The 22,328-nt window shown below is 71.6% G+C and carries 19 protein-coding genes, 4 tRNA genes and 2 pseudogenes; 8 read left to right on the top strand and 17 right to left on the bottom strand.

The genetic code is table 11. The features are described from left to right. Nucleotides 1-62: 62 nt before the first annotated feature. The 5 genes from JN350_RS12280 to JN350_RS12260 form a co-directional block, all read right to left on the bottom strand. Complete coding sequence (locus JN350_RS12280) at nt 63-1,091, bottom strand: LLM class flavin-dependent oxidoreductase (protein WP_205462391.1); 1,029 nt, start codon at nt 1,089-1,091, stop codon at nt 63-65. Between the two features lie 86 nt (nt 1,092-1,177). Beyond that, a complete protein-coding gene (locus tag JN350_RS12275) occupies nt 1,178-1,753 on the bottom strand; it encodes an NADPH-dependent F420 reductase (RefSeq protein ID WP_205462390.1) in 576 nt (191 codons plus the stop codon). A 371-nt stretch (nt 1,754-2,124) separates the two neighbouring features. Then, nucleotides 2,125-2,199 (bottom strand) — tRNA-Val (locus tag JN350_RS12270). A 48-nt stretch (nt 2,200-2,247) separates the two neighbouring features. Next, a tRNA-Cys gene (locus JN350_RS12265) sits at nt 2,248-2,321 on the bottom strand. Nucleotides 2,322-2,403: 82 nt separating this feature from the next. Continuing rightward, nucleotides 2,404-2,475, bottom strand: a tRNA-Gly gene (locus JN350_RS12260). A 215-nt stretch (nt 2,476-2,690) separates the two neighbouring features. On the opposite strand from JN350_RS12260, the gene JN350_RS12255 reads away from it, so the two are divergent. The 7 genes and pseudogenes from JN350_RS12255 to JN350_RS12225 all read left to right on the top strand — a co-directional run bounded on the left by JN350_RS12255 (nt 2,691) and on the right by JN350_RS12225 (nt 9,522). Then, nucleotides 2,691-2,763 (top strand) — tRNA-Val (locus JN350_RS12255). A gap of 100 nt (nt 2,764-2,863) precedes the next feature. Further along, nucleotides 2,864-4,113, top strand: a pseudogene (locus JN350_RS12245) (DUF3375 family protein). After that, nucleotides 4,026-4,391 carry a hypothetical protein gene (locus tag JN350_RS12240; RefSeq protein ID WP_461962970.1) on the top strand — a complete coding sequence of 122 codons (366 nt, stop codon included), beginning with the start codon at nt 4,026-4,028 and terminating at the stop codon, nt 4,389-4,391. The pseudogene JN350_RS12245 and the gene JN350_RS12240 overlap by 88 nt, the downstream one beginning before the upstream one ends. Continuing rightward, on the top strand, nt 4,388-5,176 hold the full coding sequence (locus JN350_RS12235; RefSeq protein WP_205462386.1) for a DUF4194 domain-containing protein: 789 nt from the start codon (nt 4,388-4,390) through the stop codon (nt 5,174-5,176). Before JN350_RS12240 ends, JN350_RS12235 begins: the two co-directional genes overlap by 4 nt. After that, complete coding sequence (locus JN350_RS19530; RefSeq protein WP_240347295.1) at nt 5,173-6,495, top strand: ATP-binding protein; 1,323 nt, start codon at nt 5,173-5,175, stop codon at nt 6,493-6,495. Before JN350_RS12235 ends, JN350_RS19530 begins: the two co-directional genes overlap by 4 nt. Before the next feature lie 80 nt (nt 6,496-6,575). After that, nucleotides 6,576-8,537, top strand: coding sequence for an ATP-binding protein (locus JN350_RS20935; protein WP_461964430.1), 1,962 nt, complete (start codon nt 6,576-6,578; stop codon nt 8,535-8,537). A 685-nt stretch (nt 8,538-9,222) separates the two neighbouring features. Continuing rightward, entirely contained in the window at nt 9,223-9,522 is a 300-nt protein-coding gene (locus JN350_RS12225) for a hypothetical protein (protein WP_205462384.1), read from the top strand. A 241-nt stretch (nt 9,523-9,763) separates the two neighbouring features. Here JN350_RS12225 and JN350_RS12220 read toward each other — a convergent pair whose 3' ends face one another. After that, entirely contained in the window at nt 9,764-11,227 is a 1,464-nt protein-coding gene (locus tag JN350_RS12220) for a peptide MFS transporter (RefSeq protein ID WP_205462383.1), read from the bottom strand. Nucleotides 11,228-11,443: 216 nt separating this feature from the next. On the opposite strand from JN350_RS12220, the gene JN350_RS12215 reads away from it, so the two are divergent. Beyond that, complete coding sequence (locus JN350_RS12215) at nt 11,444-13,585, top strand: acyl-CoA dehydrogenase family protein (protein ID WP_205462382.1); 2,142 nt, start codon at nt 11,444-11,446, stop codon at nt 13,583-13,585. 205 nt (nt 13,586-13,790) lie between these two features. On the opposite strand, the gene csrA is transcribed toward JN350_RS12215, so the two are convergent. The 11 genes and pseudogenes from csrA to JN350_RS19520 form a co-directional block, all read right to left on the bottom strand. Next, nucleotides 13,791-14,060 (bottom strand): carbon storage regulator CsrA, encoded by a 270-nt coding sequence (gene csrA, locus JN350_RS12210; RefSeq protein WP_205462381.1) that lies wholly within the window; start codon nt 14,058-14,060, stop codon nt 13,791-13,793. A 9-nt stretch (nt 14,061-14,069) separates the two neighbouring features. Further along, nucleotides 14,070-14,858 carry a hypothetical protein gene (locus tag JN350_RS12205; RefSeq protein ID WP_205462380.1) on the bottom strand — a complete coding sequence of 263 codons (789 nt, stop codon included), beginning with the start codon at nt 14,856-14,858 and terminating at the stop codon, nt 14,070-14,072. Next, on the bottom strand, nt 14,855-15,043 hold the full coding sequence (locus JN350_RS12200; protein WP_205462379.1) for a hypothetical protein: 189 nt from the start codon (nt 15,041-15,043) through the stop codon (nt 14,855-14,857). Before JN350_RS12200 ends, JN350_RS12205 begins: the two co-directional genes overlap by 4 nt. After that, nucleotides 15,033-17,087 carry a flagellar biosynthesis protein FlhA gene (locus tag JN350_RS12195; RefSeq protein WP_205462378.1) on the bottom strand — a complete coding sequence of 685 codons (2,055 nt, stop codon included), beginning with the start codon at nt 17,085-17,087 and terminating at the stop codon, nt 15,033-15,035. The genes JN350_RS12200 and JN350_RS12195 overlap by 11 nt, the downstream gene beginning before the upstream one ends. After that, on the bottom strand, nt 17,084-18,277 hold the full coding sequence (locus JN350_RS12190) for an EscU/YscU/HrcU family type III secretion system export apparatus switch protein (RefSeq protein ID WP_205462377.1): 1,194 nt from the start codon (nt 18,275-18,277) through the stop codon (nt 17,084-17,086). Before JN350_RS12190 ends, JN350_RS12195 begins: the two co-directional genes overlap by 4 nt. 6 nt (nt 18,278-18,283) lie before the next feature. Further along, nucleotides 18,284-19,042 (bottom strand): flagellar biosynthetic protein FliR, encoded by a 759-nt coding sequence (locus tag JN350_RS12185; protein WP_205462376.1) that lies wholly within the window; start codon nt 19,040-19,042, stop codon nt 18,284-18,286. After that, entirely contained in the window at nt 19,042-19,317 is a 276-nt protein-coding gene (fliQ, locus tag JN350_RS12180; RefSeq protein ID WP_205462375.1) for a flagellar biosynthesis protein FliQ, read from the bottom strand. The genes JN350_RS12185 and fliQ overlap by 1 nt, the downstream gene beginning before the upstream one ends. Before the next feature lie 9 nt (nt 19,318-19,326). Further along, entirely contained in the window at nt 19,327-20,145 is an 819-nt protein-coding gene (fliP, locus tag JN350_RS12175; RefSeq protein ID WP_205462374.1) for a flagellar type III secretion system pore protein FliP, read from the bottom strand. Further along, nucleotides 20,142-20,729 (bottom strand): FliO/MopB family protein, encoded by a 588-nt coding sequence (locus tag JN350_RS12170; RefSeq protein ID WP_205462373.1) that lies wholly within the window; start codon nt 20,727-20,729, stop codon nt 20,142-20,144. Before JN350_RS12170 ends, fliP begins: the two co-directional genes overlap by 4 nt. 8 nt (nt 20,730-20,737) lie before the next feature. After that, entirely contained in the window at nt 20,738-21,442 is a 705-nt protein-coding gene (gene fliN / locus JN350_RS12165) for a flagellar motor switch protein FliN (RefSeq protein WP_123292757.1), read from the bottom strand. Between the two features lie 367 nt (nt 21,443-21,809). After that, a pseudogene (locus JN350_RS19520) lies at nt 21,810-22,292 on the bottom strand (hypothetical protein); the annotation flags it as partial. Between the last annotated feature and the right edge of the window lie 36 nt (nt 22,293-22,328).

The raw sequence follows: 22,328 nt of genomic DNA, 5'->3' as shown, positions 1-22,328 counted from the left end.
GGGGCGACCGTCGGGGGCGATCCCCACGTGCCGCTCAGTCGCTCACGCACGCACGGCGGAGGTCACTCCGTCGTGCCGGAGTGCTGCGCGGACCGCCGGAGCGACCTCGGTCGCGAGCAACTCGATCGACCGGAGCGTGGCGTCCTGCGCGACCGAGCCGAGACCCACCTGCGCGAGGAAGCGGTCGTGCCCGAGGACCTCGTGCTCCCACAGGATCTTGTCGACGATCTCCGCGGGGCTCCCGACCACGAGCGCGCCGCGCGGCCCGGCCCACGCCCCGAACGCCGGTCGGTCGAGGCGACCGACCCTCGGCATGTTCTGCCCGATGTACCCGGCGTACGGCTCGTGGAACTCGTCGCGCGCGCCCTGTGAGGTCGGGGCTGCGTGGAAGTGGCTCGTGACGCCCAGGCGCGCCGACGCCGCCCCGCTGCGGATCGTCGGTACAGCTCGGCGAGCGGCGCGAACCGATCGGGTGCTCCGAGAACGGCGAGGTAGGTGGGCAGCCCGAGGCGACCGGAGCGGACCACGGACTGCGACGTCCCGCCCACCGCCACCCAGACCGGCAGGTCGCCGACGGGTCGAGGGTGCACCGGTGCACTGTCGAGCGGCGCCCGCGTGGTCCCGGACCAGGTGACGTCCTCGTCCCGCCGAAGCGCCAACAACAGGTCGAGTCGGTCCTCGAAGTACTCGTCGTACCGCTCGAGGTCGAGTCCGAAGAGCGGGAAGGACTCCAGGTAGGCCCCGCGGCCGGCGGTGATCTCGGCACGGCCGTCGGACAGCAGGTCGACGGTGGCGAAGTCCTCGAACACCCGGACCGGGTCGGCGCTCGACAGCACGGTGACCGTGCTCGTCAGCTGCACGCGGGCGGTCTCGCGGGCGATCGCGGCGAGGACCACCGGCGGTGACGAGATCGCGAAGTCGGAGCGGTGGTGCTCCCCGACGCCCACGACGTCGAGGCCGGCCTGGTCGGCCGTCCGCGCCCACCGCAACACCTCCTCGAGCCGCTCGCGCGGCGCGACGGCGGAGCCGTCGGCGCGGCGCGTCCGCTCGCCGAACGTGAAGATCCCGAACTCGAACCGTTCTCCGGACATGGTCGCCTCTCCTGGATGGTGCGGGAACTGCGGACGGGAGGCGCGGTGCGGGCGTGCACCGTGCCTCCCGTCCGGAAGGGGTCGCGTCAGCGGACCGCGGTGAAGCCGCCGGTCCACGCGATCTGCTCGCCGATCGCGAGGGCCATCTGCAGGTAGCCGACGGACTCGAGCTGCGTGGCGCGGCTCAGGGCGCCTGCGTCCAGCACCTGGGCGCCGCTGGCGGCGACGAGCTCGACGAAGGCCTGCTTCGCCTCGGCCGCGTCACCGGCGACCAGCACCGTGAGCGGGGCGTCCCCGACGGCACCCGCGGAGAGGGTGGCGGCGAAGTTGGTGTTGAAGGCCTTGAGGACGTGCGACTCCTGCAGCAGGGCTGCGAGCTCGGTCGCGGCGTTGCCGGCCTCGATCTCGACGGGCGTGAAGTCGCTGAAGTCGACCGGGTTGGTGATGTCGACGACGATTTTGCCGGCGAGGCGCTCACGGCCCGACGCGGCGATCTCGGCCAGAGCCGGGTACGGCACGGCGAGCACGACGACGTCGCCCTCGATGGTGGCGGTGCCGAAGTCGCTGTGGGCGATGGTCTGCACGGTGGCACCGCTGCGCTCGAAGAGTGCGGCGAGTGCGGAGCCCATGTTGCCGGTGCCGACGATGCTGACGGTGCTCATGATTCCTGCTTCCAGTTGGTTGTTCCTACAAGCAATCACCGTACGCCCGTTTTGTTGACACGTCAACAATCCTCGCGCCCCGTCCACGACGGTCGGCCCGGAGACCTCGCGCGCACCGAGCGCGACCTGGTGGCGGACGCCTCATCGGTCGGACAGCCCGGGCACGAACGGGACGATCCAACAGCAGCGTCCGCAGTTCTTCGCTGCCGACGACGCGATCGACTCCTGGAAGGAACATCCGGTGTGAGATCGGAGGCGACGCGCGGTGTGGTCGAGCACCACTCGCCCGAGCAGTGCGGGCGGCCAGCCAGTCGGTCCGGAACGAGGAAAGCCCCCGGCCGGACCTGGTGGTCCTGCCGGGGGCTTGTTCGTGGTGGGCGATACTGGGATCGAACCAGTGACCTCTTCCGTGTCAGGGAAGCGCGCTACCGCTGCGCCAATCGCCCAGATTCCCTGTCTGAACCGGAGTTCGCACAGGATCTGGAGGGTGTTGCTGGAGGTGGGGACGGGATTCGAACCCGCGTGGACGGCTTTGCAGGCCGCTGCCTAGCCTCTCGGCCACCCCACCATCGAGGTTCACGTCTCCGTGAGTACCCGAACGGTGGGATACCCTCTGGTGAGTCGCAGGGCTTCGAGAAGCCCCACACTCGAGCGGATGACGAGATTCGAACTCGCGACCCTCACCTTGGCAAGGTGATGCGCTACCACTGCGCCACATCCGCACTTGTCTTTCCGCTGTCGCGGCGACGACGTAAACTCTATACGAACCCAGGGGCATCCGCCAAAATCCTTCCCGTTCACCGGGCGTGTCCCCCGAGTTCATGCGGATCCGGCCGGTTCGGGCACCCTCGTCAGCAGCGCGCCACACCCGGGCAGCGCACTGTGTTCGGTGCACCGCCGGACTTCCGCTACTATCGACTCGCACGAACAGTGCAGGGGGCGATTGGCGCAGTTGGTAGCGCGCTTCGTTCACACCGAAGAGGTCATCAGTTCGAGTCTGGTATCGCCCACCCTTGAGACAGAGCCCGACGCAGCAGCGTCGGGCTCTTGTCATCTCACCGGGCCGCAGCACGCGGGCCACACCACCAGCACGATCGGACGAAGGGGCGCATGACCGACGTCGACCTCGAGTTCGCCCGGGTCCGAGCGGTCCTCGACCGTCCGACCCTGCGCCTCATGTCCCGACCGACGAGCGCGACGGTCCTCGCCGTGTTCCGCACGGTGTTCGACCGCGACGTCCAGTACGTCCCCGCCGACCGCATGCACCTGCAGGTCGAGGAGCACGTCGCGCGCCTGCAGGCGTCGGGTGCACGCGTGCCCGCGAGCGAACAGCACGAGCAGAGCGAGCAGGACCCCCGACCGAACGGCCGTGCCCTCTGCCGTGAGTGGGTGGCGGCCCAGTGGCTGGTCCGCTCCAACTCCCCGACGGCGACGAGCAGTACTCGCTGACCAGTCACGCGCTCGAGGCCCTGAGCCTCGTCGACGCCCTGTCGGCCGACCGCGCCCTGATCAGCGAGAGCCGGCTGGCGATGATCGTCGACGCCGTGCACCGCTGGGCCGCCCGCGCCGAGCCGGACCCCGACGTGCAGATCCGCCGCATCGACGCCCAGATCGCCGAACTGCAGGCCGAGCGTGAACGCCTCGAGCACGGCGACGACGTCGTCACGGTCGAGGACGACCGGATGCGCGACGGGTACACGAACATCTCCGACCTGATCCGGCAGCTCCCGAGCGACTTCAAGCGTGTCGAAGAGGCCGTCGCGACGATGCACCGCTCGATCGTCGAGGACTTCCGGCAAGAGGTCCGCCCGATCGGCGAGATCCTCGACGACTACCTCGCGCGCACCGACAACCTGATGCAGGCGACGCCCGAGGGCCGCGCGTTCGAGGGTGCCTTCGAGCTCCTGCGCGACGACGCCCTGCTGCTCCGCCTGCGCGACGACATCGCGACGATCCTGTCCCACTCCTTCGCCGACGGCCTCGGAGCCGGTGAGCGTCGCGCGTTCCGCAACACCGTGACGATCCTCCGCCAGGGCATCGAGGACGTCCTCGCCCAGCGCCGCCAGCTCACCGCCACGCTCCGCGACCAGATCGTCGCCCACGACGTGGTCCGCGACCGCGAGCTCGACGCCGTGATCCGCTCGATCAACCGCGGACTGGCCACGCTCATGGACCAGGGCGGTGCGCGCGACCGCATCCCGCTCCCCTGCTGCCGGCGTCGGCCGAGGTCGGTACCCTGCGCGAGCGCTTCTACGACCCGGACGCCGAGTCGGTGCCGCCGCCCATCGAGGAACCCGACGACGACGTCTTCGAGGACCTCGACGTCGAGATGCTCCGCAAGCACGGCGGCCCGCTCCTGACCGAACTGCGCGCCGCGCTCCGGTTCGCCGAGGCCGACTCGAGCGTCGACGCCTTCCACGGGCTGCCGCCCGAACAGCGTCGACCGGTCGAGCTGTTCGGCCTCGCCCACCTGCTGACGGGGCGCGACGACTTCGAGTCCGCCGCGCACGTCGCCGAACACCGCACGGTGCGCCCGGACGGCAGCCCGGTCACCTTCCACATGCCCACCGCTGCGCTCGCTGCCGAGTACGCGCCGGTCGGCGACCCCCACGACGACAACGCACAGGAGGCACGGTGAGCGACACGACGCCGGCACCGGTCGACGAGACGGTCCCCTACGACGACCCCGCAACGGTCGTGCAGGACGACGACCGCGACGAGTCCAGCTTCGCCCTCTTCGAGGGCGACGAGGGCCGGCTCGACGAGCACCAGCGACGCGCGCTGGTGGCGCTGCTCCGGCACTCGTACGTCAGCTCCCGCACCCACCCCGACGAGTGGCGTGCCGTCCTCGACGCCGAGTACCAGCTGCGGTCGCGTCTCAACGACCTGTTCCTCGAGCTGCACGTCGACCGGGACCGCGAGGTCGCCTGGAAGCGCCAGGCCCGTTCGGAGAGCCAGCGCCGCACGTTCCCCACACTGCTGCGCGACCTGCCGTACACCCGCGAGGAGACGATCGTCCTCGTCTACCTGCGGATGCGTCTGCGCGCCGATGCCCGACCGGGTCCGGACCAGGTGGTCGTCGACCGCTCGGAGATCCTCGGGCACGTCGCCGGGTTCCGACCGGCGACCGCGACCGACCGCACGCGCGACGAGGGCCGGGTGGCGAAGGCCGTCGAGCGCCTCGTCACGGCGCGCATCCTGATCCGGACCTCGGATCCGGACCGCTTCCGGGTGGCGAGCGTCGTCGAGGTGCTGCTCCCCCTGGAGCGCCTGCTGGAGCTGGACACCTGGTTGCGGACCACCACCGCGCACGAAGACGCGACCGACCCGGGCGGCGAGCCGACCGACGGAGCCGACCCGGGCCTCCCGGCAGACGGCGAAGCCGAGACCGACACCGACGACGACGGCGAGACGGAAGCATGACCGACACCTTCCAGATCCCCGCGCTCTTCGACACGGTCGCGCAGTGGCGTGCCGAGTCGATGCAGGTCGTGAACTGGGGCGGCTTCCACGGCCACCGCCAGGTCGAGCTGTCCGGCACCGCGACGCTCATCTCCGGCGCGTCCGGCACCGGCAAGTCCACGTTGATGGACGCGTACCTGGCCGTGATGATGCCGTCCGACGTGCCGTTCAACGGCGCCTCGAACGATGCCACCACCGGGCGCGCGCGGAGCGCCGACCAGCGGAACCTGCTCACGTACCTGCGCGGCAAGGTCGACACCCGCCGTGACCCGGAGTCCGGCGCCCTGCGCGACGTGAACCTGCGCGGCGACGACCAGACCACCTGGGGCGCGGCCGCGGTCACGTTCCGGAACGACGACGAGCGGCGCTTCACGGTGCTGCGGGCGTACATCGTGCCGAAGCGCGCGCGGGGCGTCGGCGACATCCAGATGACCATGGCGACGGTCGACGACACCTTCGACCTGCGCCGGCTCGAGGAGTTCGTGCCGACGCGCTTCCACCACCTCGAGCTGACCGGCCGCGTGCCGGGGCTCGTGATCCGCGACACCTACCAGGAACTCGCCTACACGCTGCAGACCCGTCTCGGCATCGGCGACTCCGGTGGCGGCAACCGGGCGATGCGCCTGCTCGCGCGCATCCAGGCCGGGCAGCACCTGCCGACGGTCGACGCGCTGTACAAGTCGCTCGTCCTCGAGACCCCGGGCACCTACGAGGCTGCCGACCGCGCCCTCGCGCACTTCTCCGCACTCGACGAGGCGTACGAGGCGATGGACACCGAGGAGCGCAAGGTCCGCATCCTCTCCCCATCACCGAGCTGCACGACGAGATCGAACGGGCCTCTGCCGCGGCGGCTGCGCTCGACGGCATCGCCACCGGCGCCGAGGTCTCCCCGTTCGCGCACTGGACGGCCTCGCGGAAGCGGGACCTGCTCGACGCCGAGGTGGACCGCAACGGCCGGGAGCGCACGGCGTCCCGCGCCGAGGTCGCCGCTGCCGAGGCCCGGCACGCCGCCGTGGAGATCGAGCTGCGCGACGCCGAGGCACGGCTGCGCGACCAGGGCGGCAACGCGCTCGCCCAGCTCGAGGACCGCATCGACCGCCGCACGCGCGAACGCGACGCCGTCGTCCGCACCCGGGCGACGTTCGACGAGCGCACTGCGGTGCTCGGCACGTCCGTCGCGACCGAGGCCGACTTCACTGCCGCGCAGCGCAGCTCGCACGAGTTCCTCGGGACGTACGCTTCTTCGCGCTCGTCGTTGGACGACCGCCGCGACGCTCTGACGCGCGAGGAGTACCCGCTGCTCGACCGTGAGCGGTCCCTGCGCCAGGAGCGGCAGTCGCTCGAGCACCGGCAGGGCGCGATGCCCCTGCCGATGCACGAAGCCCGGCTCGCGATGGCCCGCGCCGCCGGCATCGACCCCGCCGACCTGCCGTTCGTCGCCGAACTGCTCGACGTGCGGCCCGGCGAGGAGCGCTGGCGCACGGCCATCGAGTCCGTGCTGGCCCCCGTCGCCCGCACCCTGCTGGTCGACCAGGACCGCCTCGGCGCGTTCAGCGAGGCGATCGACGCCCTCCGCCTGCCCGTCCGCGTGCAGTTCGAGGGTGTGCCGACCGGACCGCACCTGGACCTCGACGGCGACCCCGCGATGGTCTCCGGCAAGCTCGCCATCAAGCACTCGCCGTTCAGCACCTGGGTGCGGGAGCGGATCGAGTCGGACCGCACCGACGCGCGCTGCGTCACCGACGCCTCGGAGCTCGGTGGTGGTGGCCGGCGCGTGACCGAGTCCGGCCAGCTCCGCGACGGCCGGCGTGGTGCGCACGGTGACCGCCGCCAGGCGAACGTCATCGGCTTCACCAACGAGGCCCGCGTGGCCGCCGTCGAGCAGGAACTCGCGTCGATCGCGCAGGACCTCGCCACGCTCGAGGCCCGTCGCACCGACGTCGCGCAGGACCTCACCGCGCTCGACGTCCTCCGCGCCGCGCACCAGCACGTCGTCGACGTGACGTGGGACGCCGTCGACGTCGAGGGCGTCGAGACGTCGCTCGCCCGCCTCGACGAGGAACGCCAGGCGCTCCTCGCCGCCGACGACGACCTCCGGACCCTGCGCGCCTCGGTCGCCCGCCTGCGGAAGTCGCTCGACGAGGCCGCTGACCGCCGCTCCGCCGCACGGCTCTCCGTGCAGCGCCTCGAGGAGCGGCACGCCGTGCTCGTCGACGGCCAGGACGCCGCCGCCGAGATCCTGTCCCGTTTCGACGACACCCCCGAGTCGTTGCCCGACGACGAGCAGTCGCGGCTGCTCGCCGAGACGTTCGCCGAGGTCGGTGCACCGGATGGTGTGGACGGTTTCGACGACGCCACCCGACGGCTCCGACGCCGGCTGGAGGAACGGCTGTCGCAGGCTCTCGACGGTGCCGCAGCGGCCTCGACGTCGTTGACGCTCACGTTCCAGCGGTACCAGGACGCCTGGCCCGACCCGAACCTCGGCACCGGCGTCGCGTCGTACCCGGACTACCACGCCATCCTCGACCAGATCGTCGCGACCGGCCTGCACGCCCGCCGCACCGAGTGGCGTCGCCGGCTGTCGCAGTGGAGCGGTGAGGACCTCGTGCCGCTCGCCGGGGCCTTCGACCGTGCCGTCGTCGAGATCGAGGAGCGCCTCGAACCGGTCAACGAGATCCTGCGCGACCTGCCGTTCGGCGCGAACCGCGACCGCCTGAAGATCCAGATCCGGCGGGTCACCCGCGAGGACGTCACCGCGTTCCGCCGGGAGCTCCGCGCCCTGTCCGCCTCGGTCGACTCCGAGCTGACCGACGACGTGCTCGAGACCCGGTTCCGCCGGCTCCGGCGCTTCATGGCCGTCATCCGCCCCGACCCCGACGCGGCCCGTGGCCGCACAACGCAGCGCGACGCCGTCCTCGACGTCCGGCGGCACATGGAGATCACCGCGGTCCGCTACGACACGTCGGGCGACGACCTCGGTGTGTACTCGTCGCTCGGTGACAAGTCCGGTGGTGAGACGCAGGAGCTCGTGGCGTTCATCGTCGGTGCGGCGCTCCGCTACCAGCTCGGAGACGAGACGCGTCCCCGGCCCCGGTTCGCGCCGGTGTTCCTCGACGAGGCGTTCATCAAGGCGGACTCCGAGTTCGCCGGTCGTGCGGTCACCGCGTGGCTCCGGCTCGGGTTCCAGCTGGTCGTGAGCGCACCGCTCGACAAGGTCACGGCGCTCGAGCCCTCGATGGAACGGCTGCTCTCGATGCGCAAGCACCCCGAGACCGGCCACTCGTCCATCACCGAGATCGCCCGGGTCCCCGCCGACGCCTGACGCGGGGGCCGGGGCCACGCGCACCCCGCTGCCTCGGGCGTCTCGGGCGTCTCGGGCGTCTCGGGCGTTTCGGGCGTTTCGGGCGTCTCCCCGGCGGTCGCAACACCCCGCTCAGGTTCGCCGAGCGGTCACGAACTGTCGGATGGCGGCACCGCAGCCGACAGTTGGTGACCACTCAACGCGCTACCGGCGGGGTGTCCTGACCACCCGGCACACGCTGTGGACGCGCCCGGCGACGGCCTGGAGGCGCGGTGCGGGCCCGCCACGGGCCTCCCGGCCGTCTCCCCGCCGGTTGCAACACCCCGCTCACCTTCGCGCACTGGTCAAGATGCGTCGCCTGGCGGCACCGCAGCCGACAGTTGGTGACCACTCAACGCGCTACCGGCGGGGTGTCCTGACCATCCGGCACACGCTGTGGGGGCGCCCGGCGACGGCCTGGAGGCGCGGTGCGGGCCCGCCACGGGCCTCCCGGCCGTCTCCCCGCCGGTCGCAACACCCCGCTCACCTTCGCCGAGCGGTCACGAACTGTCGGATGGCGGCACCGCAGCCGACAGTTGGTGACCACTCAACGCGCTACCGGCGGGGTGTCCTGACCACCCGGCGCGCGCACCCGGGCGGCGGGTCATCAGCGTGCGGACAGACGCCGCACAGCCGCTCCATGACCTGTCGCCGCTACGGTGATCCCGTGTTCGGACGACGCTCCCCCAAGCCCCGCCCTGACGATGCCCCCGGCCTCGGCATCGGCGCGCTCGTGCAGGTCATCGACTCCGCGGAGGGCGGCGAGCGATGGGCCGACGAACCGATCGGCGTGATCGTGGCTCCTGGCGGCAACCAGATCGTCGGCTACCCCGGTGTCGGCGAGCCGCTGTCGTGGACCGTCGCGTTCGAGGAGCCCGTGTACACGAAGGACGGCCGCGGCCCCTTCGAGCGCGCGACCGTCCTGAGTCGTCAGTTGGTGCCGATCACGACCGGCGGCGGCGAGTAGCCCAGCGGGCTCAGTACTCTTCGGAGCCGCTCTTCATCATGGCGGCGACCGCCATGCAGCAGCCCACACCGCCGAGGACGCCGATGCCGATGATGATGCCGGCGATGAGTTCGAGCATGGGGTGACTCCTTGGTTGCTTCGGCCGTGTGGCTTCCCTCAGGTTAGCGGATGCCGCGACGGATCAGCGGATGCCGCGGCTGATCAGCGGATGCCGCGACGGATCAGCGGATGCCGCGGTGGATCAGCGGATACCGCGCATGAGCTTCAGGACCGGCTTGGCCAGGACGAGCAGGACCACGCCGACCGCGACGGCGACGAGGCCGAGCACGGCGAAGTAGGGTGCCTCGTTCGCCGGGTCGTAGTACTGCGACAGCACCCCGGTGACGGCGGTGCCGAGCGACACCGACAGGAAGAACAGCGCGACCATCTGCGTCTGGAACTTCGGCGGCGCGAGCTTCGTGGCGACGGACTGCCCGACGGGTGACAGCAGCAGCTCGGCCAGCGTGAAGACGAGCAGGATGCCGACCAGGGCGAGCAGCGGCGTGCCGTTCTGGCCCGAGCCGACGAACGGCAGGAACAGCAGGAACGCGACGCCCATGATGCCGGTGCCGAGGCCGAACTTCGTCGGGGTGGACGGCTGTCGGTCGCCGAGCTTGGTCCAGAGCGCCGCGAAGACCCCGGACAGCACGATGATGAAGACCGGGTTGATCGACTGCACCCACGAGACCGGCATCTCCCACCCGAACAGCGAGCGGTTCAGTCGCTCGTCGGAGTAGACCGTGACGACGGTGAACTGCTGCTGGTAGAGCGACCAGAACACGGCGCTGCCGATGAAGAGCGGGATGAACGCGAACACCCGCGACCGCTCCTGCGCCGTGATGCCGCTGGTCAGGATGACGACGAAGTACCCGGTCGTGGCGAGGACCACGATCGCGACGACCACGGTGGGCAGGTTGCCGACGTTCAGCAGCCCGGTCAGCACGGCGACCGCGATGACGACCAGGGCGACGACGACCCCGACCCCGATCAGCGGCAGGCGCCGGCGGTCGACGGGGTTCGTGACGTGGCGGACCGTGTCGGGCAGGTTCTTCCGACGGATCGCGTACTGCACCAGGCCGGCTGCCATGCCGACGGCGGCGAGCCCGAAGCCGTAGTGGAAGCCGAGCGAGCTCTGCAGCAGGCCGGTCAGGAGCGGCCCGAAGAACGCACCGAGGTTGACGCCGAGGTAGTACAGCGAGAAACCGGCGTCACGGCGGGGGTCGTCGCGGCTGTAGAGCCCACCGACGATCGTCGTGGCGGTCGCCTTGAGTCCGCCGGACCCCAGCGCGATGAGCACGAGCCCGACGCCCACGCCGGCCACCCCGGGGATGAGCGCCAGGGCGACGTGGCCGAGCATGACGACGATCGCGCTGCCGAACAGTGTGCGGTCGGCACCGAGCAGCCGGTCAGCGATCCACGCGCCGATGATCGTGAACAGGTACACGGCGCCGCCGTACGCGCCCATGATCCCGCTCGCGATGCCCTTGTCGATCCCCAGGCCGCCCTGCGTGACCGTGTAGTACATGTAGATCAGGACGATGCCCTGCATGCCGTAGAACGAGAACCGCTCCCAGAGCTCCACCGCGAAGGGCGTCGACAGCTCGAACGGCTGTCCGAAGAAGGTGCGTTTGGGCTTGGGATCGTGTCCCGTGGTGGAGCCTGACATGTCGGCCAGTCTGCCCCGCGGGCCGGTGGCACGCCCAATCGTCGACGGGTGCTCAACAAGTACGTCGGCACCTGCACTTGGAGGGTTCCCACGGCCGCGACCCCCACGCACCGATCGCCGGTTGTCCGAGCCACACCGCGTTCGCCCGGCTCCCGGCGGCGGTGTCTAGCGTGGGGAGCGCAACACCGGACACCGTAGTTCAGGAGGACTCCGACCATGGTCGACACCGCATCCGCGCAGCACACCGGCACGCCCACGGCGAAGCACGACGCCGGCGAGAAGGCGAGCAAGATCGCCAGCGAGAACCCGGGCAAGAACGCGAGCAGGCACACGAGCGCGAACGCGAACGCGAGCAAGCCAACCGACCTCAGCATCGACGTCGACATGGTCGAGACCCTCCTGCTCGGCCGCTGGGCCGAAGACCGCCGGATCTCCCGCCGACTCGTGCTCGACCCCGCACTGCACAAGACCGAGGGCCTCGGCACCATCGAGCATCGCGCTCGGGCGTTCGAGCAGCTGCAGATCCTGGTCGACGCCGGTGCCATCCAGCGCCCGTACCCGCCGGAGCTCGGCGGCCAGGACAACCACGGCGGCAACCTGGCGGCGTTCGAGGAGATCACCACCGCGGACCCGTCGCTGCAGATCAAGGCCGGCGTGCAGTGGGGCCTGTTCGGCTCCGCGGTGCACCACCTCGGTACCGCGCGGAACCACGAGGAGTTCCTGCCCGGCATCATCGGGTTCGACGTGCCCGGCTGCTTCGCCATGACCGAGACCGGCCACGGTTCGGACGTGCAGAACATCGCCACGTCGGCCACCTACGACCCCGGCACGCAGGAGTTCGTCGTGCACACGCCGTTCCGCGGGGCGTGGAAGGACTACATCGGCAACGCTGCCCTGCACGGCAAGGCGGCCGTCGTCTTCGCCAAGCTCGTCACCCAGGGCGTCGACCACGGCGTGCACGCGTTCTACGTGCCGCTCCGTGACGACGACGGCGCGTTCCTGCCGGGCGTCGGCGGCGAGGACGACGGCGTCAAGGGCGGCCTGAACGGCATCGACAACGGCCGACTGCACTTCGACCACGTCCGCGTCCCCCGCACGAACCTGCTGAACCGCTACGGCGACGTCGCCGAGGACGGCACCTACAGCTCGCCGATCGACTCGCCCGGACGCCGCTTCTTCACGATGCTCGGCACCCTGGTGCAGGGCCGCGTGTCGCTCGACGGCGCCGCGGTCGTCGCCCAGAAGATCGGGCTGCAGATCGCGCTGACGTACGCGATGCAGCGCCGGCAGTTCCCGACGGCGGGCGGTGTCGAGGGCGTCCTGCTCGACTACGGCCGGCACCAGCGCCGACTCATCCCCCGTCTGGCGACGGTGTTCGCGCAGTCGTTCGCGCACGAGCAGCTGCTCCGCACCTTCGACGACGTGTTCAGCGGGCGAGCCGACACCCCGGAGCGCCGCGAGGACCTGGAGACCCAGGCCGCCGCGTTCAAGTCACTGTCGACGTGGTCCGCGCTCGACACCCTGCAGGAGTGCCGCGAGGCCTGCGGCGGCGCGGGCTTCCTCGCCGAGAACCGCCTGACGAGCCTGCGCGCCGACCTCGACGTCTACGTCACGTTCGAGGGCGACAACACCGTCCTGCTGCAGCTCGTCGGCAAGCGGCTGCTCACGGACTTCCGGAAGCGGGCGCCGCGCGACGCCGCATCGACCGCGAAGTTCGTCGCCTCGCAGGTGGGCGCGAAGCTCGCGGACGCCTGGGGCATCCGCCGCCTGGGCCAGACCGTCGCCGACCGCGGCTCGCTCGCCGCGAGCGTCACGGACCTGCACGACCCCGCCACGCAGCGCGCGCTGCTCGCCGGCCGCGTGGACACCATGGTCACCGAGATCGGACTCCGTCTGAACACCGCCGGCAAGGACCGCGCCCGCCAGGCCGTGCTCCTGAACCGGTCGCAGCACGAGCTGATCGAGTCCGCGCGCGCCCACGCGGAGCTCATGCAGTGGGACGCCTTCACCGAGGGGCTCGACGCGGTTCCCGAGGGCGACACCCGCCGGGTGCTCGTGTGGCTGCGCGACCTGTTCGCGCTCGGACTGCTCGAGCAGCACCTCGACTGGTACCTGGTGCACGGCCGCCTGAGCGCGCAGCGTGCCCGTGCGGTGTCGGCGTCGATCGACCGGCTCGTGGCGCGGCTCCGTCCGGTGGTCCCGCAGCTCATCGAGACCTTCGGCTACGAGCCCGGCCACGTGCGGGCGCCGATCGCGCTCGGCGAGGAGCGGGCGCGCCAGGACGAGGCGCGTGCGTGGTTCGCCGCCGAAGCGGCAGCCGGACGACTCCCCGAACAGGAGAAGAAGCCCCGCGCGTAGCTGCCCGGTGCGGACGGTCCGGCCTGGAGGCACGGGTCGGGTCGTCCCCGCTGGCCGCGCCCCGCCGAGCCCGCGTCCACGGCGCCACGCACGAAGAACGTCGCTCCGTCCCGTCCGCGCCCCGCCAGCGTCGTCGCGCCCCGAAGAGTCCGGGCGCGATGCCCACCGCGGGGCGCGCTCGACAACGACCGTGCGAGGGCCCGGACTACGCCCGGTCGGCCCCGCCTCGGTCGCCGAGTGCGGCACGCAGCCGTGCCTCGGCGTCGTCGCCGGGAGCACCGGACGCACCGGCAGCCGCTGCGGCCTCGGCGTTCGCCTCGGCGACCGCCCGCACGACCTCTTCACGCTGGATCTTCACCCCGCGTGGTGCGTCGATGCCGATCCGGACGCCGTCGCCCCGGGCGTCGAGGACCGTGATGACGATGTCGTCACCGACGAGGATCCGCTCGCCGACCTTCCGCGTGAGTACCAGCACCCGCTCAGCCTAGCGACAGGACGGGGACCCCCAGCAGGTGGACGGACTCCGGCGTGGCGGTCTCCCCGCGCCGATCGCGACGACCCCGGCCACCGGCAGCCGCGCGACGACCGCGGACACCATGGCGGCGGAGTCCTCGGGCTTCCGTCCGACGTCGACGACGACCCAGACCTGGTCGGCCTCGACCCGTTCGCCGGTCGCCCGGTCGTCCCACGCGGCGACGGCGAGCACCGCGTGGCCGTCACGCACGCCGTCGGCGCGGGCGAGGATGGCGGACCGCCGGTCGGCGGCATCGGTCGGCCGCAGCGCGTGCCGGACGGCGAACAGCCCGGCCGCGGCGTCGACGTCGTTCGCCCGGCCGACCAGCAGGACCAGGTCACCGTCGGCCGACCGCACTGCCGGAACAGCCGACCGCACTGCCGGAACAGCAGACCGCACTGCCGGGACAGCAGACAGCGCGGCAGGGGCCGTGGGCCGCGCGGCAGGGGCCGTGGGCCGGGCCGCCCGCCGGCCGGGCACGACGTCGGGGACGGTGGCCGGGCCTCCTGGCAGGGTGTCGGTGACGGCCTGGAGGCGCGGGTCGACGTCCGCTGGCCCGTCCGCTTCCGGCAGGGCGCGCGTCGGGCGCGGGGCGCTCCCCGTGATCCCGTCCGCCACGAAGCCGTCGAGCACCGACGCGAACGCGTCGGCACGCGTGGCCCGGGTGCCGTCACCGCCCGCGATGCGGGCCTCGGCAGCCTCGGCGTCGGCGAGCAGCGCCGCGATGCCGATCCGCTGGACGGGTGAGTCGGCGATCACGACGCGCGCGGTCGGGGTCTCCCCGGTTCCGGCACCTCGACGGTCGCCTCGACGTGGGCCTTGCGGAACAGCCCGCCGATGCCCGGCGTGGTGACCCGCTCGGCGGCGACGATCCGTGCACCCGCGCCGAACTCGGTCCGGACGGCGTCGCGGACCTCGTCGAGCGTTGCGCCGTTACGCTGCAATCGGGTCGGCGGCACGGACCACTCCCACGGTCTCGATGGTGGAGCCCGCGGCGGTGGCTTCCTGGTACGACAGCACCGGGAGCCCGTTCGACTGGGCGGCGACCATGCGGTGCACGGCCGGACGGAGCTGCGGAGCGCAGACGAGGACGGCGGACAGGCCCTGGTCCTCCACGCTGCGCACGGCGTCGCGGACGGAGCCCAGGACCTGCTCGATGCGGTGCGCGTCGAGGACGATCTGGCTGCCCTGCTCCGAGGGTCGCAGCCCCTCGAGCATCGACTGCTCGAGCAGCGGGTCGATCATGATGACGCGCAGGGTGCCCTGGTCGGTGTAGCGGGCGGCAAGGGCGGGTCCGAGTGCGGCGCGGGCAGCCTCGACCAGGCCCTCGGGGTCGGTCGAGGCCTTGGCGCGCAGGGTCAGCGCCTCGCAGATCCGGCCGAGGTCGTTGATCGGCACGCGTTCGGCGAGCAGGCCCTGCAGCACGCGCTGGAGTTCGGCCATCGAGAGCATGCCCGGCACGAGTTCCTCGACCGCGGCGGGGTTCACCTGCTTGACGCCCTCGGTCAGGACCTTGACGTCCTCGCGGGTGAGCAGGCGGGCGGCGTTGTCGCCGATGACGGCCTGCAGGTGCGTGACGAGCACGGACACCCGGTCGATCACGGTGGCGCCGGTCATCTCGGCGGCGTGCCGGAGTTCGGCGGGCACCCACTTGCCGGTCAGGCCGAACACGGGCTCGACCGTCGAGGTTCCCGGCAGCCCGTCCAGGTGGTCGCCGAGGGCCAGGACGCTGCGGGCCGGGGCGGTGCCGCGGCCGGCCTCGACGCCGGCGATCCGGATGGCGTAGGTCGAGGGCGGCAGGTCGATGCTGTCGCGGGTGCGGACCGGCGGCACGACGATGCCCATGTCGACGGCGATCTTCCGCCGCAGGGCGCGGACGCGGCCGAGGAGGTCGTCGGAGGCGCCGGACACCATGTCGACCAGGTCGGGCGCCAGCAGGATCTCGAGGGCGTGCACGCGCATCTGCTCGATGAGGTCCTCGGGGGTGTCGCCGGAGGGAGCGGCGGCCTCGAGGGCCTGCTGCTCGGCGGCGGCCGACTCGGCGTTCGCGGCGTTCCGGCCGATGCGCCACGCGGTGAACAGCAGGGTCGCACCGACGAGCAGGAAGGGCAGGATCGGCATGCCGGGGATGAACCCCATCGCGATGGCGGCGACGCCGGCGATCATCAGGGCGTTGCGCGACTGCGACAGCTGGGTGGCGGCCGAGGCACCCATCTCGGACTCCGCACCGGAGCGCGTGACGATCATGCCGGTGGAGACCGCCATGAGCAGGGCCGGGATCTGCGTGACGAGGCCGTCGCCGATCGTCAGGATGCCGTACTTCGACAGGGCGTCGGTGGCGGAGAGCCCGTTCTGCAGCATGCCGATCGCGATGCCACCGACCAGGTTGATGATGATGATGAGGATGCCGGCGATCGCGTCGCCCTTGACGAACTTCGAGGCGCCGTCCATCGCGCCGTAGAAGTCGGCCTCGGCGGAGACCGCGGCGCGGCGGTCCTTCGCCTGCTGGTCGGTGATGAGCCCCGCGTTCAGGTCGGCGTCGATCGCCATCTGCTTGCCGGGCATGGCGTCGAGGGTGAACCGTGCCCCGACCTCGGCGACGCGCTCGGCACCCTTCGTCACGACGACGAACTGGATGACGATGAGGATCAGGAAGATCACCGCGCCGATGATGATCGACCCGGACACGGCGACGTGGCCGAACGCCTGGATGACGTCGCCGGCGAAGCCCTCGCCGAGCACGAGCCGGGTCGACGCCACGTTCAGGCCGAGGCGGAACAGCGTCGCGACGAGCAGCAGCGACGGGAACACCGAGAAGTCGAGCGGCTTCTTCACGAACAGCGTCGTGAGCAGGATCACCAGCGCCAGCAGGATGTTGCAGATGATCAGGAAGTCGAGCAGGAACGACGGCACCGGCAGGATCAGCAGCAGGATGATGCCGACGATGAACACCGGGACGACGAGCTTCGGCAGGTCCTTGCGGTTCATGCGGGGAGTCCTTCGGTCGGGGTCTCGGCGGTGCGCGGTGCGCGGAGCTTGCGGGGTCGGAGGTCACCGGTCAGCGTGGCCGGGTCGATGACGCTCGCGACCTCGTCGGGCGTGGTCGGCCGCGGTGGTGCGTGGGTGCCGGCCGCGGTGCCGCGGGCCTTCAGGGCCATCACGAACGACAGCACCCGGGCGACCGGCGTGTACAGGTCGACGGGGATCTCGTGCCCGAGCTCGCACGCGGCGTGCAGCGCGCGGGTCAGCGGCACGTCGCGCACGATCGGCACACGGTCCTCCTCCGCACGCGCACGGATGACGTCGGCGACGGGCCCGGCGCCCTTCGCGACCACCCGCGGTGCGGCCTTGCCCGGCTCGTACTTGAGCGCGACGGCGTAGTGGGTCGGGTTCGTCATGACGACGTCCGCGGTGCCGACCGCCTGGATCATCCGGTTGCGGCTCATCGCGAGCTGGCGGGAGCGGCGCTGGCCCTTGACGAGCGGGTCGCCGTCGCTCTTCTTCTGCTCGTCCTTGACCTCGCGCTTGGTCATCATGGTGCGCTTGCGGTTGCGGCGGATGACCACGAGCACGTCGATCGCGGCGAGGACGAGTCCGGCGGCGATCGCGGCGCGGAGCAGGGTGCCCGCGCCGTCGGCTGCTGCCTCGAGCACGGCGGACAAGGGCAGCGAGCCGCTCGTCATGAGCACGGGCATCAGGCCCTGCACGGCGAACCAGAGCACGAGCCCGACGACCGTGGTCTTCAGCAGGGCCTTCGCCCCGTTCCACAGCGCCTGGACGCCGAACACGCGCTTCAGGCCCGCGATGGGGTCGAAGTGCGACGCCTCGGGCGCGAGCTTCCGGACGTGCACCCCGCCCTGCGCGACGGCGGCCGCGGTGACGGCGACGAGCACCACCGCGAGCATCGGGCCGAGGGTCGCGCCGACACTGGCCATCGCGTCGCCGAAGACGTGGTTCATGGTGCCGATCGTCGGGTTCGCGATGACGGACTGCACGGCGACGAGCTGTGCCGTGCCGGCGGCTGCCGCGTTGCCGATCATCGACGGCACCATGAGTGCGACGACGGCGATGCCGATCCACGCACCGAGGTCCTGGGACCGGCCGAGCTGGCCCTTCCGGTGGACCTCCTGCATGCGCTTCTGGGTGGCCTTCTCGGACTTCTCACCACTGTCGGACACGGCGCCTCACCCCCGTCCCGTGATCGCCTGGACGGCGTCGCCGGTCAGCGACGACACCACCGAGGGCAGGGCCATGAAGAGCGCTCCGGCGAACAGGACGGTCAGCCCGATCTTGATCGGGAACCCCATCTGGAACGCGTTGAGTGCCGGTGCGACGCGGGTGAGCAGGCCGAGGCCGACGTCCGCCAGGAACAGCACGACCACCAGCGGTCCGGCGATCTGCAGCGTCGCCAGGAACATCTGCGACATCGCCGCCACGAGCAGGTGGGCCAGTCCGTCGACCGCGAACGTGCCGGTCAGGGGCACGGCGTCGAAGGACCGCACGAGCCCACCGACGATGAGCTGGTACCCGCCCGAGGTGAACAGGAGCGCGAGCGCCGCCATCTGGAACAGCCGGGTGAACTGGGCGCCGTTGACCTGCGACTGCGGGTCGAACGCCTGCGCGAGCGTGAACCCGCCGAACAGGTCGATGAGCGCGCCGGCCGACTGCACCGCGGCGAACACCAGGAACACCAGGAAGCCGAGCGACAGCCCGACGACGAGCTGGGTGAGCAGGGCGAGCAGGAACGGCCCGGTGTCGAGCGACTCGTAGCCGACGGCGACGCGCGGGGCGACACCGATCGCCAGGCCGAGCCCGAGGATCACCTTCACGGTACCGGGGAACGCGCGGTACGAGAACGGCGGCGCGATGACGAAGAACGCGACGAGCCGGACGCCGGCGAGCATGGTCGCCTCCAGACGGTCGGCGTCGATGCTGAGCTCCATCAGCCGCTGCCGAGCATCTTCGGGATCATGTCGAAGGCGACGTGCGTGAACGCCACCATCTCCGAGATCATCCAGTTGCCGCAGATCACCAGGGCGATGGCGACGGCGACGGCCTTCGGCACGAACGAGAGCGTGACCTCCTGGATCTGGGTCACGGACTGGAACAGCGAGATCGCGAACCCGACGACGAGCGACGTCACGAGCACCGGAGCGGCGAGCTTGCCTGCGACCAGGAGCGCCTGGAGGACCAGGTCGATGACGGCCTGCTGGTTCATGCGTGCCCCCTAGACAACGTGGTAGCTCTCGATGAGCGACGTGATGATGAGGCCCCAGCCGTCGACCAGCACGAAGAGCAGGATCTTGAACGGCAGCGAGATCATGACCGGCGGGAGCATCATCATGCCCATCGACATGAGCGCCGCCGAGACGACGAGGTCGATCACCAGGAACGGGATGAAGATGACGAACCCGATGATGAACGCACTGCGGAGCTCCGAGATGATGAACGCCGGGATCACCGTCGTCATCGGCACGTCGGCCATCGACTTCGGGTTGTCGAGCCCGGCGGCGCGGGTGATCAGGGCGACGTCCTCGTCGCGGGTCTGGTGGAGCATGAAGGTCCGCAAGGGCTTCGTGCCGATCTCGACGGCCTGGTTGAAGTCGAGGTGCCCGGCCAGGTAGGGCTGCAGGGCGTCGTCGTTGATGTGCCCGAGCACCGGCGCCATCACGAACAGCGACAGGAACAGTGCCAGGCCCGCGATCACCTGGTTCGGCGGGATCGACTGCAGGCCCAGGGCGTTCCGGGTCATCGCCAGGACGACGAAGATCTTCGTGAACGACGTCATCATGAGCATGAGCGCCGGGGCGACGCTGAGCAGCGTGATGCCGATGAGCGTCACGACGGCCGACGACGGGGTGCCGTCCGGGCCGTTCACGCTGACGCTGAAGTCGCCGGTTGCGGGAGCGGTCGGCGTGGCGGGGGCGGTCGGTTCGACGACGCCGGCGGCGTGGGCACCGGTCGCGGTGAGCATGAGGAAGCCGGCGACGACCGCCAGCCCGAGCAGGACGAGGGCCAGGACACGTGCCGAGCGGACGGCGGTCACCCGACCCGCCGGTTCCGCAGTGCGGCGGCCGCCTGCCGCCAGGTGTCGACCGACAGGATCGAGCCCTGCAGCTGCTGCGCGGTCGGCAGCGGGGTGCGCTGCGGACGGCGGTTGCGCGGGCGCATCGGCAGCGGCGTCGCCGCGTCGGCCGGGAGGTGGGCCCCACCAGCCGGTTCCGGATCGACGCGCCCGCGGCGCTCCGGCCGTGCCTGGAGGGACGTGGGGGCGTCCGCCTGCAGCGCGAGTTCCTGACCGAACACGTCGGCCGACGGGGCGGGACGCACGGGCAGCTGCACGGGTCCGGTCACGATGGTGAGCTCCGGAGCGGGCGCCTGCCCGCTGGTGAGCAGGCTGACGCCCTGCTCGGAGACCCCGAGCACCAGGCGCTCACCCTCGACGTCGACCACCACGACGCTCGCCTTGCCACCGAGGCCCTGGCGACCGACGACCTCGACGGTCGCCGCACGGCGCCCGGAGGTCTTGCCCGCGAAGCGCTTCTTGCTGGCACGGTGCAACACCCACATGAGGACGAGCACGACGCCGAGCGACAGCGCGACGCGGAGGGTGACGAGGAGGGTGTCCACGCGCAGGCTCAGAGGGATTCGGCGACGTCGAGGATGCGGGTGATCCGGACGGCGTAGTCCTGGTCGACGACGACGACCTCGCCGTGCGCGATCAGGCGGCCGTTCAGCAGGACGTCGGCGGGAGCACCGGCACTGCGGTCGAGTTCGACGACCGCGCCGGGCTCCATGCCGAGCACGTCGCGGACCGACATGCGGGTGCGGCCGATCTCGACGGTCAGGGTCATCTCGACGTTGTTGATGCGGCCGAGGTTGCCGGCGGGCACCCCGACGGGCGCGGCGGCCGAGACCGTGCCGTGCTCGCGCACCCGGATCCCGAACCAGCCGCTCGGGACACCACCGGCGGTCAGCTCGAACACCACCGTGTCGGGGTCGGCCAGCAGCGCGGCTGCCGACTCGCGGCTCGCCTCGCCGAGGACCCCGACGCCGAGCACCGACGCAGCAGCCTCGAGCGACGGACGCAGCACGTCGGTGACCGCGACGATCCCGTGGTCGGTACCGCCGGCAGCGATGACGGCCTCGAGGTCGGTGAGCACGAGGGCCAGGTCGGCCGACAGGCCGCCGACGAACGACGCGACCACGGCGTCGGTCGCCGCTTCGAGCACGACCGGGGTCGCGCCTCCCGGCAGCAGCAGCGCGCCCAGCGGGACGGCCGTCGGGAGCTGCGCCGCGAGCGACTCGGCCGCGGTGGTCTGGAGGGTGGTCGTTTCGGTCATCAGTGCTGCTCCGTGCTCGTGGTGGTGACGACGATGCCGGCGAGGCGCGAGCCGTTCGCGCCGACCGCGGCGGTGCCGACGGGTTCACCGTCGACCGCGATGGTGAGGGGCGGTGCTGCGGGTGCGGCAGCGGCAGGACGTCGCCGACGGCGAGCCGGAGCACCTGCGTGGGCAGGACCGTCGCCGGTGCGAAGCGCAGGCTGACGCCGACGGGGACGCCCGCGAGTTGCGCGTCGAGCAGGGCCTGGGCGTCGGCGGGCGACACGTGGGCGGCGGCTTCGCCGAGCTGCGGCAGGACCGCCTCGGCCGGCAGCGCGAGCGTGCCGGGGGCGACGCGGTCGCCGACGCGGATCGAGAACGCCGCGACGATCATCAGGTCGCCCTTCTGGGCGGCCTGGGCGAACTGCGAGTTGAACTGGAAGCCACCCGCCGTGACGTCGTGCGCGAGCAACCCGCCGAACGAGTAGCGGAGGTCGTCGAGGGCGTCTTCGACGATCTTGCGCACGAGGGCCTGCTCGATGGGCGTGAAGGTGCGCTCCGGGGTCGGCAGCGGCTTCGAGGCGCCGAGGGCGTGCGAGACCCAGGTCAGCGCGGCGTCGAGCGGGACCTGCAGGACGCCCTTCGGGACGACGTCCGCGATCGGCAGCAGCACCATGCCGGTGAGCGCGGGCAGCGAGGCGGCGTACTCGTCGTACGTCACCATCTGCACCTGCTCGCAGGTGACCTGGCTGACGGCACGCACCTTCGCGGTGAGCTGCGTGCCCCACTGCCGCGCGAAGGTCTCGAACGCGAGCTCGAGGACCCGGGCGTGCTCGCGGGCGAGCGTCGACGGGCGCGCGAAGTCGTACACCTCGGGCGCTGGCAGGGTCTCGGTCACGGGTGCGTC

Origin of the sequence: Curtobacterium sp. 24E2 (genome assembly GCF_016925595.1) — a bacterium.
In the GTDB taxonomy this organism is placed as follows: domain Bacteria; phylum Actinomycetota; class Actinomycetes; order Actinomycetales; family Microbacteriaceae; genus Curtobacterium.
This window is presented reverse-complemented; position numbering and strand designations above follow the sequence as displayed.

Coding starts and splice junctions, on each gene's coding strand:
- JN350_RS12280 (WP_205462391.1), bottom strand. CDS start 1,091: ATGTCCGGAGAACGGTTCGAGTTCGGGATCTTCACGTTCGGCGAGCGG.
- JN350_RS12275 (WP_205462390.1), bottom strand. CDS start 1,753: ATGAGCACCGTCAGCATCGTCGGCACCGGCAACATGGGCTCCGCACTC.
- JN350_RS19530 (WP_240347295.1), top strand. CDS start 5,173: ATGACCGACACCTTCCAGATCCCCGCGCTCTTCGACACGGTCGCGCAG.
- JN350_RS20935 (WP_461964430.1), top strand. CDS start 6,576: ATGCCCCTGCCGATGCACGAAGCCCGGCTCGCGATGGCCCGCGCCGCC.
- JN350_RS12220 (WP_205462383.1), bottom strand. CDS start 11,227: ATGTCAGGCTCCACCACGGGACACGATCCCAAGCCCAAACGCACCTTC.
- JN350_RS12215 (WP_205462382.1), top strand. CDS start 11,444: ATGGTCGACACCGCATCCGCGCAGCACACCGGCACGCCCACGGCGAAG.
- JN350_RS12195 (WP_205462378.1), bottom strand. CDS start 17,087: ATGAACCGCAAGGACCTGCCGAAGCTCGTCGTCCCGGTGTTCATCGTC.
- JN350_RS12185 (WP_205462376.1), bottom strand. CDS start 19,042: ATGGAGCTCAGCATCGACGCCGACCGTCTGGAGGCGACCATGCTCGCC.
- fliQ (WP_205462375.1), bottom strand. CDS start 19,317: ATGAACCAGCAGGCCGTCATCGACCTGGTCCTCCAGGCGCTCCTGGTC.
- fliN (WP_123292757.1), bottom strand. CDS start 21,442: ATGACCGAAACGACCACCCTCCAGACCACCGCGGCCGAGTCGCTCGCG.